Below are 9,898 nucleotides of genomic sequence, written 5' to 3' on the forward strand. Positions count from 1 at the left end.
CCCGCCGGGGCCGCCGGTGAATGAAGAGGGCCGGATGCACCAGCATCTCGTGGTAGATGAACTCGTCCCGCTCGGTGGTCTGCACCGCCCCATCAAGAATGAGCATGCGCCCGAAATGCTCCGTCCCGATGATGCGGACGTGCTGGAAGGGACTCTGCTCCTCAAAATAGGTGCGGCGCACCTGGATGGTAAATCCGGTCTGGGGGGTGTGGAATTCCGTGTACCAGGTCTTCCCCGCGGGAGGGGCGCCTGGAATGATGACTGGGGGCTTGGCCATATCCATGCCTAGTCCCAGAGCACTACAGCGGCGAAGGCCGCTCCCTTCTTCTTCACCACATGCCCGGCCACAACGCTTTTGAGGGCTTTCACTTTCTGGCCGCGGAACTCCATGCCCTCGACGGCCATGCGGCGCACTTGCTCTTCCACGACCGCCTCGGGGGCGAAGTCATGGTGTTCCATGATGAGGCCGCAGTGATCTTCATCTTCGGGATAGGCGATGGCAACACCCGCCGTCAGCATCTGTCCCGGCTCGGAAGAGGTGATGGAGGAGTATGCGACCGGCACGAGGGCGCCCTGGGGAAAGCGGACGGGCGAAATCTCCTGGCACCGGGGAGGAAGAATGCTGCTCAGGCGGACCAGGTTCGTATTGCCCACACCGGCACTCAAGAGCGCGGCGTCAAACGCATTCAGTTCCGAAAAACCTTCGGCGCAGCCGCAAACCATGAAATATTTGGTGGGGGTCGAAATGACCATGGCGCTGCTTTCTCCTGAATGGACCACTCGCTTAGAGGGAGACCGCTTCTTCCGTGCTGATGGGCGGCCCCACGAGAACCTCGGGGCGTCCCCCAATGGCTTCTCCAAGAATGCCCCGCGAAATCTCTTTCGCCACAACACGCTCGGCACCGAAGGACTTCTCCAGCAGGCGAAAAGCGGCATCGACATCCACCGGGCCGCAGGAGAAGTAGTCCACCGCCGCATAGCCGTACTCCGGCCAGGTATGGACCGCCAGATGACTCTCCTGGACCACCACCACCCCGCTGACCCCGTGCGGGCTGAAATGATGAAACACGCTCTGGACGATCGTCGCACCACTGGCATCGGCGGCCGCGTTCATATACTGCTCAATCACCTGCGGATCGTTCAGAACACTGGGACTGCAATCGTAGAACTCGGCGAGAATGTGGCGGCCCAATGCATTCACAGGCATCTTCCTCCCATCCGCGGGACCTTCTCCCGTAGACACGACAAGGCGGTGTGCCGTCCCCAGTTAAAAACTCGGTGGCGTTGAAACCCACAATATCTTGGCCGGCTGCTTCGAGGTGTTCATCACCCCGTGGGTGCGGTCGGCAACATAGTAAAAGCAATCTCCCCGGCGGGCCGTGGTCTGCCATTTTCCGTACTTGACGACCACCTGTCCCTGAAGCATGTAGCCGAACTCCTCGCCTGCGTGAGATTTTTCCTCCAGTTTTTCACCCGGCGCAAGATTGACAATCGCCGGTTCCATCTCGCAATTCGCCGCGCCGGGCACCATCAACTCGAACTCGCTGACCTCCGGGTAGGTGTCTGCGCTGGTCCGATCGGTGGGGCCGAAAACAAAACGCTCCTCGTCCTGCCCGCGGAAGAACTCGACGATATCCGTGTCCAGGGCCCGCAGAATCCCCATCAGGCTCTCCAGCGAGGGCGAGGTCAGGTTGCGCTCAAGCTGGCTGATGAATCCCTTGGTCAGATTCGATCGGGAGGCCAACTCTTCCTGGGTCAGATCGAAGGAACGCCGCAGGTCGAGAATCCGCTCCCCGATGCGCAAGAAGCTGTGCTCGCTCCGCTGCCTGCGTACTCTCTCGGCTGGTTCGCTTGCCCGTCCCATGATCCACCCCTTCGAACCGACCCCAGGCAGGGAAACGAAACGCCAAACGACCCGGAAACGGCGTCCGCCCGATTCCTCCGCGGAGTTTAACAAACTAAACAAATGAAGAGTCATTCATTAAACAAGGCGGAGAATATATATAGAGATTTTGGGGGGATGTCAACGATTTTTCCGTCTCCCTTTTTGAGAATTTTTCCCCAAGGGACACGGCGCACCCGCCCCCCGGCTGGGAGATTTCCTTGCCCGGTGGCATGATGGGGGGTATGGAGTCCTGCAAATCCAGCAAAATCAATAGACTCTGCTGCGGGCCGATTCAGGGAGAGCGCCGTGAGCAAGACCATCCCCGTGGAAACATTTGAGCAGGTGGACATCCGGGTGGGCTGGATTCTAAAGGTGGGGGCGTTCCCGCGGGTCAGAAAATCCCTCCCCGTCACAGAAAACGCTAGGCGGCATTTGGGAAGAAGAGAGCATGGCTTTTTGCGTTTTTTTTAAAAACAGGTATTTATTGCGTGTTGTGGCCGCTACTTCCGCATAAGGCCGAAGCTGAAGCCTTTGATGAGGTGCTTCTGGATGAGGATACCCAGTATCACCACGGGCACCGTGATGACGGTGCCGATGGCGGCCTGGGGACCGTAGAGGCGGCCCTCGACCGCGCTCTGGAACTTATTGAGCAGCACCGGAAGGGTTGAGATCTTCGGCTGGGTCAGCGTCAGGGCGAGGAGAAACTCGCTCCAGTTCAGGATGAAAATAAACAGGAAGGTCACCACCATCCCCGGCGCCACGAGCGGGACGACCACCCGCCGGAGGGTGTAGATGCGCCCCGCCCCCATGAGTTTCGCCGCGTGCTCGAGGGTGTAGGGCACCTCGTCAATGAAGCTGAGCATCATCCAGATAACGAAAGGCAGCGTCGTCGCTACATACAGCAGCCCCAGCCCCGTGTAGGAGTCGAACAGGCTCAGCCGCGTGCCCGTGATAAATTCTGTCGCATAGGGAATCAGAATGGCGTAGTACATCACGATGGGGATGGCGATGACGATGGGCGGGACCATGCGGATGGTCAGAATCATGTAGCGGAAATTCTTCCCGCCCACGCTATAGCGCGAGATGGAGTAGGCGAGAAACGTCCCCAGCAGAAGGGACAGCAGGGAGCTCGCCGAGGCGATAAGAGCCGAATCCCCCAACGAACTCCAGATATTGAATGCCTGCTCGGTCGCTTCCCGGCTGAGTTTCTCGTCGAATCCGCTGGCGGAGAAGGCGAAGATCTGCTGGTAGTTGAGCAGGGTGGTCTTGTAGCCCCCTCCCAAAAACGACGGCAACCAGCTTGGTGGCCAGGTGACCCAGTCGCCCGAGTCCTTGAACGAGGTCGAGATCATCCAGAAGATGGGAAACAGGACGATGGAGGCCCAGCCCAGCAAAACGCCATGCCGGAACCAGGAGAAAAGATTGTAGCGCTTGGCGAAAGAAATCTCCGCCTTCCTGGAATGGGCGTCGTTCATCATCCGATCTGCTCCTCTTGGACGATGGCCCGCTCCCGGACGAGCAGATGAATTCCGTAGAAGATGAGAAACGAGAATATGATGAGCAGCAGGACCGATGCGGCGGCGCCGAAGCTGTACTTGTTAAACTGCCAGACCTGTCTCCATAGGAAAAAGGCGACCGTTTCGGTCGAAGTGCCGGGGCCCCCGAAGGTGAGCAGGACGACCTGGTCGAAAAGCTTGAGCGCCTCCATCGACCGGATGATGACGGCGATGAGGATGGCGGGTTTCAGCAAGGGAAGTTGCACCCGCCAGAAAATCTGCCACCGGCTCGCCCCCAGGACACGGGCGGCGTGGGAGAGCTGCTCCGGCAGCGCGGTGAAGCCCGACAAGAAGATTAAAAAGGTGAGCGAGGTCCACTGCCAGACGTCCGCGAGGATGACCGCCCATTGAGCGGCGACCGGGTGGGAGAGCCACCGGACGCGGGGGTTGATTCCGAACAACTCCAAAAACGGGGACAATATCTGGTTGAGGGGCCCGGAGTCCACGTAAATCATCGAAAAGTTGTAGCCCACGACGACCGGAACCACCATCATCGGAACCAGGAAGATGGTGATGTAGATCTTCCTGCCGCGGAACTCCCGGTAGACGAACATCGCCAGCAGGAAGCCGATAACCAGCTCGAGCGACACCGCCACCCCGGCGAAATAAAACGTCCGCCCCAGTGCCCACCAGAAATCCACGTCGCCGAGGACCTGGGCATAATTTAAAAAGCCGTAAAAATAGGCTGTCTCGAACGGCCGGCTGGCGCGCCATTTGAGCAGGCTGATGTAAATCGTCAGGATGAAGGGAACGGCGAGAAGGAGGAGGAAAGTCCCCTCCACCATGATGAACGGAATCAGGCGGAAGACGCGCTCCTGCCGAAACCAGGCGGCAAGGCCCTTCTTGGAACGCGACTTTGGCGTAACGCCTTCAGGTGATTGCATCTCGCAACTTACCGTCTCATCGGCGGCGGACGCCCCGAGAGAGCGCCCGCCGCCGGAAAATGGTTATCTAAAATTTATCAATATAAGCGCCGCTGGCCACACCCTTACGCCAGGCGCGAACCTGATTTTTGCGCCCGACATCTTTGGTGATCTTGTTCCAGCCGCTCTCGATCCGCTTCGCGGCCTCCTTGGCGCTGATGTTCCCCTGCATGACAAGCGAGAGATTTTTGTCGAGGACGTTGAAGTACTCGTAGTTGCCCTCGATCATCAGCAGCGAGGTCGCGACCTTGGCATTCGCCAGCGTCGTTTCGATCATCTGTTTGCCGAATTTCGAGACGACGGCGGGGGCCGTCAGGTTCGACTTCCGCATCGGGTCCCAGAAGCCCTTGGGATCGGCAATAAGCTCGTCGCCCTTGGTCGGGGCGGTGAGCCACTGGAGGAAATAGTAGGCGAGCTCGGGATGTTTGCTGTAGCGGCTGACCGCCCAGCCGGCTCCCGCCGCCTGCGGGGAACGCCGAACGAGCTTGCCCTTCACTTTTACGCCCGGAACCATGCAAGTGATCTGCTGGTCCTTGATCGTGCTCTTGGGGTTCTTGTTGCCGTAGCCGACAATCGACGGGAAAGACATGACCGAAAATGCCTGTCCGCTTCCCCAGAAGGGATAAATCTGCGGCGTGCCCCAGCCCTGAACGTCGGGGGGCATGTATTTCACAATGGAAGCAAACCCCTGAATCGCCGTGACGCCCTGCGGGGTATTAATCCGCGGGTTCATGTTTTTGTCGAAGAGCAGCCCGCCGAAGTAGGCCGGGAAATGGCGGTAGGAGAAATTGATGCTCCGGTAGGCCAACGCGCCGTAAAGCGGTTTGTCGAATTTCTTGCCCCAGCGGGTCTGTCCCTTTTCCGTATGGAAGTACTTGGCCATCTGCTCCCATTCGGACATCGTTTCAGGGCAGCCGGGTTCCTTGCCGAACTTGGCCTTGTAGTCGTTCTTGGCCAGATCGGCGATATCTTTCCGGATGACGAGGGCGAGGTGATCGCCGTCGAGAAGCAAAAATGTGAGGTTGCCCTGATACCACTGCTGGGCGCGAAGGCCGGACTCGATGCCCGAGAAGTCGGGTTTTCCCTTTTTCGCGTAGGCATCCAGGGACCGGATCACACCGGCGCCCCAGGCGTCGGGAATGGAGTAGGGGAAGTGGTTGAAGATGTCCCACTGCCCTGTCTTGGCAACGGCTTCGGCCATGATTTTCGACGGAATGTCCGTGTAGCCGTAGGGAATGGACTTGACCTTCACACCCGTCAGCTTCTCCCACTGGCGATCGTATTCCGGCTGCGCGTTTTTGAAGAGCGCATTTTGAAGCACCGTAAGCGTGGGATTTTTCAGGTTATGCTTCTTGATGTAGGCTTTCGCGCCGTTGATGGCGCGCTCCTCCACCGTGGCGCCCGGCAGGACCTGTGCCAGTGCCGGGCCGCCCGCGAGCACGAGGACCGTCGCCGCGGCCAGTATTCCCATTGCGAGTCGTTTCATTTTCCTCCCTCCCCTTCTTGAGATATTGCCGGTTCTTCCCTCTCCGCTCGGCGAACGCCGCACCGCCGGGAGAGGGTCGTTCTTTGGGTATTCCAAGGAAATTGTGCAGAGACATTATCCGCTCCGGGCGGATGGGAATCAAGCGGAGCGGGCCCCGCGACAGCCAGAAAATCAAGCCATTCGCCGGGTGACGAATATCCGGGATTTTGGTATATATCTCCTTGCCGGGCCATCCTGTCCATCTCTCCCGGGGGGAGGGGAAAAGGGCGGCCCGATGGCCGTTTTATACCGGAATCACAGGAGGAAGCCATGCCGGCCGAAATCGAGGTCTACACCACAGAGCCCTGCACCTACTGCATGGCGGCGAAAAACCTGCTCAAGAAGCGGGGTCTTGAATACAAGGAATACCTCGTATTCGGCGGAACCCCCGAGTGGAAAGCCATGCAAGAGCGCACCGGCGGCAAGACCGCCCCCCAGGTCATCATCAACGGCGAGGTTATCGGCGGATTTCCGCAGCTGGCCGTTCTCGACAAGGAAGGCAAGCTGGTCGAAATCAGCGCGAGCTAGCCGCCCGCCGAAAAGCACATCCCAAAAAGCCCTCCGGCCTCCGGGGGGCTTTTTTTGTTCCCCTCTCTTTCGTCCTTGGGCCAGATCGGGCTACTCTAGGGTATCAACGAAAAGAATCCGACATGCGGTGCAACCGTTTCACCTGATCCGGGAGGGGATGGCTATGGCTCTGATGACTGCCGAGGAGTACAAGAAGAGCCTGCAGGACGGCCGGGTGGTCTACTACCGCGGCGAGAAAGTCGAAGATGTCACAACCCATCCCGTCATCGGCGTCGCGGTGAACCACGCCGCCATCGACTACGAGATGGCCGAAGACCCTGAGGACAAAAAACTCGCGCTCGTTGAAGGCCCCGATGGCCCCTACTCGCGCTACTACCACATCCCCCGGAGCGCCGATGACCTCCTTCAGCGGAGCGCCCTCATCGAGCGCGCCACCTACCTCGGCGGCACCCTCGTCGTCCTCATCAAGGAAATCGGCACCGACGCCCTCTGCGCGCTCCACCTCATCGCCGGCCACATGGATCGCACCATGGGAACCGAGTACCTCCCCCGCGTCCGGAAGTTTTTTGAGCACTGCCGCGATAACGATCTCGCCATCGCCGTCGCCCAGACCGACGTCAAGGGCGACCGCGGCCAAGGCCCCTCAGGGCAGTCCCACCCGGACTACTACGTCCGCATCGCCAGCGAGGACAGCGCGGGCATCACCCTGCGCGGCGCCAAGGTGCACACCTCGGTTTCGGCGAATGCACACGAAATCATCGTCCTGCCGACGCGGAACATGGCCCCCGGCGATGAAGCCTACGCCGTGGCCTGCGCGGTACCCGCCAACGCGCCCGGCATCACCATGATCGCCAGCTCCTACGGCAGCCGGAAAAGCAACGAATTCGAAAACCCGATCAGCACGAAGCACAAGATGATGGAAACCCTCACCGTCTTCGATGACGTGAAGGTGCCTTGGGAGCGCGTCTTCATGAAGGGAGAGGGCGAGATGGCGGGCCCGCTCGCCAAGACCTTCGTCGAGTTCCACCGTTTCACGGCGGTGAGCTACAAGCTGCCGCTGGTCGATCTCTTCGTCGGGGCGTCCCACCTCATGGCCGAGTACAACGGCATCCTCCGCGCCGGCCACGTGCGCGACAAGCTGGCCAAGCTCATCAGCTACGCCGAGATCTGCCGCGGCATGACCCGCGAGGCGGCCCGCGAGTGCAAGATCATTGACGGCATCGCCGTCCCCAACGCCGAGCTGATCAACATCGCCAAGCTTCACTTCGCCACTGGCTACCACCAGGCCCTCGCCTGGGTGCAGGACATCGCGGGCGGCCTTCTGGTCACGGGCCCATCGGTCGAGGACATGGACGACCCCCGGCTGGGCGAGCTCGTGGCGAAATACTTCGGCGGCGCGGGCGGCGTATCGGCCGAGGACCGGCTCCGCCTCATGAACCTCATCGCCGAGATCACGGCGAGCGATTTCGCCGGCTACCAAGCCGTCCTCGCCATCCACGCCGAGGGCAGCATCGAGGCGGAGAAGATGACCATCTGGCGCGAGCACGAGGTCCAGCCCGCCGTGGACTACGCCAAATGGCTCGCGGGGATTGGGAAATAAGGGCACACAAAAGATAATCTTGACAAAATGCCTAATTCTTATATATTAAAAGGTGACTTTGACGTTTTTTCGTCAAAAGGAGCCTATAATGATTCGATATATAAGAGTTTCAAACTTTTACTCGATCAATAAACCCCAAGAGATAGACTTAACCGTTGCTCAAAATGCGCCCGACTCTATTGGCAGATTCGCAAAACCCCTTTCAAGTTCCAACGAACGCATCCCAAAAGTTGTAGCAGTATTCGGTCCTAACGCATCCGGCAAAACAAACTTCCTCCGCGCCATCACTTTTTTAAAGTGGCTAGTTTCCTCTTCGTTCGATTTAAAAGTTGGAGAATCACTTCCTTTTTCTCCATTCGGTACAAAAGAGGGATTTAAAAACAACACACAAATCACGATTGAACTCGATGGGCAAATATTCAATTCAGAGAAGCGTTGCATTTACAAATACGAAGTAGAAATCAAAAATAATCTCCCTGGACCTTCTGAAATCATATACGAAATGTTGGCCTACGCACCAGAAAGCAGATTTCGAAAAATTTTCGAACGAGAACATTCCAATTTAAAATTCGGAGATTTTTTTGACATAAAAAAAAGCGACCCGCGCCGCGAAACAATTCGACCGAATTCCAGCTTAATTTCAACATTTGCAAAGTTTGGTCATCCAATGGCCTCATGGATTCTAAATGGAGTGAATTTACTGCAAACAAATATTACCTTTTCTACCACGTATAAAATTCCAGAAGATTCCGCAACTCAGTATTATATTAAAGATGAAAAAGCTCTGTCGAATCTTAATAAAAGGATTCGTATCATCGACCTAGGAATTGAAGAAGTAAAAATTATACATGAGCAAGGAAAATCAAATCCATATTTTATCCATTCTGGTTTAGGCGCGCCCCTTCTGCTTTTTAGTGAATCCCAAGGCACAAGGAATTTCTATCAATGGTTCCCCTATCTCAACTATGTTTTCAGTACGGGTGGCATAGCTGTCCTTGATGAATTTGATAATGACATCCACCCTCTACTGTTACCTGAAATTCTTTCGTGGTTTTATGATAAAGAAAACAACCCACATAATGCGCAATTAATCATTAGCTGTCACAATGCAACATTGTTGGAACATCTAATCAAAGAAGAAGTTTTTTTCACAGAAAAAAACGATCGCGGTGAAACAGAAATCTACGGATTGAAAAACACCAAAAGTATTAGGCGTGACACTAACATCTACTCGAAATATCTAGGAGGTTCTTTTGGAGCCGTACCTCACATAGGGTAAAATGATGGCAAGGTCCTTTCGACATTCCAGACCACAACGCGCACGCGTGTTTTTGGGGTGCGAAGGACGCAGCGAGCAAGCTTACGGAGTATTTCTCCAGAAAATGGCTGATAACCTTGGATTGCACCTCCATATTGATACATTCCGCGACAGGGTAGGAGGAGGCGATCCGCTCGCCATTGTCGAGCAGGCAGTCACCGAAATGAGGCGGAGAACACGCAATCACGGAAAATATGTTGGCCGAGCAATCCTGCTGGACAGTGACCGACTGGAAGAAAACCCAGAGCGCGACCAGAGGGCAATTCGCCTGGCGCATAATGAAAACATCGTTTTAATATTTCAGAATCCCGATCACGAAGCTTTTCTTTTGAGGCATTTCCAGGGACATGAGAAAGATCGACCTTCGAGGGGAACAAGCCAGCGAGTGCTTCTTTCGGTTTGGCCTGTGTATCAAAAACCCATGATAGGTCAAGATCTTCATCGCCGGTTTTCGATTGAAGATTTGCAAAGAGCTTGTATAACAGAAACAATCCTAAGGGCACCTCTAAAAACCTCCCCTATTTTATCTCTGATGTGATCCAATAGAGGCCTCCCGCCCCGGA

Annotated in this window: 11 protein-coding genes; 4 read left to right on the forward strand and 7 right to left on the reverse strand. The window is 56.5% G+C overall.

Going from position 1 to position 9,898, the window contains the following annotated elements:
- The 7 genes from O2807_06770 to O2807_06800 all read right to left on the reverse strand — a co-directional run.
- Positions 1-277 (reverse strand): hypothetical protein (locus O2807_06770; protein MDA1000202.1); only part of this gene is annotated, 277 nt, incomplete at its 3' end.
- A gap of 8 nt (positions 278-285) precedes the next feature.
- Positions 286-753: an arginine decarboxylase, pyruvoyl-dependent gene (locus O2807_06775; protein ID MDA1000203.1), complete on the reverse strand. Its 468-nt coding sequence runs from the start codon at positions 751-753 to the stop codon at positions 286-288.
- A 31-nt stretch (positions 754-784) separates the two neighbouring features.
- Complete coding sequence (speD, locus tag O2807_06780; protein MDA1000204.1) at positions 785-1,207, reverse strand: adenosylmethionine decarboxylase; 423 nt, start codon at positions 1,205-1,207, stop codon at positions 785-787.
- 60 nt (positions 1,208-1,267) lie between these two features.
- Positions 1,268-1,864, reverse strand: coding sequence for a cupin domain-containing protein (locus tag O2807_06785; protein ID MDA1000205.1), 597 nt, complete (start codon positions 1,862-1,864; stop codon positions 1,268-1,270).
- A 521-nt stretch (positions 1,865-2,385) separates the two neighbouring features.
- On the reverse strand, positions 2,386-3,363 hold the full coding sequence (locus O2807_06790; protein MDA1000206.1) for a carbohydrate ABC transporter permease: 978 nt from the start codon (positions 3,361-3,363) through the stop codon (positions 2,386-2,388).
- Positions 3,360-4,325, reverse strand: coding sequence for a sugar ABC transporter permease (locus tag O2807_06795; GenBank protein ID MDA1000207.1), 966 nt, complete (start codon positions 4,323-4,325; stop codon positions 3,360-3,362). The genes O2807_06790 and O2807_06795 overlap by 4 nt, the downstream gene beginning before the upstream one ends.
- Positions 4,326-4,392: 67 nt before the next feature.
- On the reverse strand, positions 4,393-5,850 hold the full coding sequence (locus tag O2807_06800) for an extracellular solute-binding protein (GenBank protein MDA1000208.1): 1,458 nt from the start codon (positions 5,848-5,850) through the stop codon (positions 4,393-4,395).
- A gap of 309 nt (positions 5,851-6,159) precedes the next feature.
- Here O2807_06800 and O2807_06805 point away from each other — a divergent pair, with 309 nt between their 5' ends.
- The 4 genes from O2807_06805 to O2807_06820 all read left to right on the forward strand — a co-directional run bounded on the left by O2807_06805 (position 6,160) and on the right by O2807_06820 (position 9,873).
- Complete coding sequence (locus O2807_06805; protein MDA1000209.1) at positions 6,160-6,417, forward strand: glutaredoxin domain-containing protein; 258 nt, start codon at positions 6,160-6,162, stop codon at positions 6,415-6,417.
- 163 nt (positions 6,418-6,580) lie between these two features.
- Positions 6,581-8,017 carry a gamma-aminobutyrate dehydratase gene (locus O2807_06810; GenBank protein MDA1000210.1) on the forward strand — a complete coding sequence of 479 codons (1,437 nt, stop codon included), beginning with the start codon at positions 6,581-6,583 and terminating at the stop codon, positions 8,015-8,017.
- An 88-nt stretch (positions 8,018-8,105) separates the two neighbouring features.
- Positions 8,106-9,296 carry an AAA family ATPase gene (locus O2807_06815; GenBank protein MDA1000211.1) on the forward strand — a complete coding sequence of 397 codons (1,191 nt, stop codon included), beginning with the start codon at positions 8,106-8,108 and terminating at the stop codon, positions 9,294-9,296.
- Positions 9,297-9,399: 103 nt separating this feature from the next.
- Entirely contained in the window at positions 9,400-9,873 is a 474-nt protein-coding gene (locus O2807_06820) for a hypothetical protein (GenBank protein ID MDA1000212.1), read from the forward strand.
- The last annotated feature ends 25 nt before the right edge of the window (positions 9,874-9,898 follow it).

Source organism: bacterium (genome assembly GCA_027622355.1).
GTDB lineage: Bacteria > UBA8248 > UBA8248 > UBA8248 > UBA8248 > JAQBZT01.

Coding starts and splice junctions, on each gene's coding strand:
- O2807_06795 (MDA1000207.1), bottom strand. CDS start 4,325: ATGCAATCACCTGAAGGCGTTACGCCAAAGTCGCGTTCCAAGAAGGGC.
- O2807_06775 (MDA1000203.1), bottom strand. CDS start 753: ATGGTCATTTCGACCCCCACCAAATATTTCATGGTTTGCGGCTGCGCC.
- O2807_06815 (MDA1000211.1), top strand. CDS start 8,106: ATGATTCGATATATAAGAGTTTCAAACTTTTACTCGATCAATAAACCC.
- O2807_06805 (MDA1000209.1), top strand. CDS start 6,160: ATGCCGGCCGAAATCGAGGTCTACACCACAGAGCCCTGCACCTACTGC.
- O2807_06790 (MDA1000206.1), bottom strand. CDS start 3,363: ATGATGAACGACGCCCATTCCAGGAAGGCGGAGATTTCTTTCGCCAAG.
- O2807_06810 (MDA1000210.1), top strand. CDS start 6,581: ATGGCTCTGATGACTGCCGAGGAGTACAAGAAGAGCCTGCAGGACGGC.
- O2807_06800 (MDA1000208.1), bottom strand. CDS start 5,850: ATGAAACGACTCGCAATGGGAATACTGGCCGCGGCGACGGTCCTCGTG.
- O2807_06785 (MDA1000205.1), bottom strand. CDS start 1,864: ATGGGACGGGCAAGCGAACCAGCCGAGAGAGTACGCAGGCAGCGGAGC.
- speD (MDA1000204.1), bottom strand. CDS start 1,207: ATGCCTGTGAATGCATTGGGCCGCCACATTCTCGCCGAGTTCTACGAT.
- O2807_06820 (MDA1000212.1), top strand. CDS start 9,400: ATGGCTGATAACCTTGGATTGCACCTCCATATTGATACATTCCGCGAC.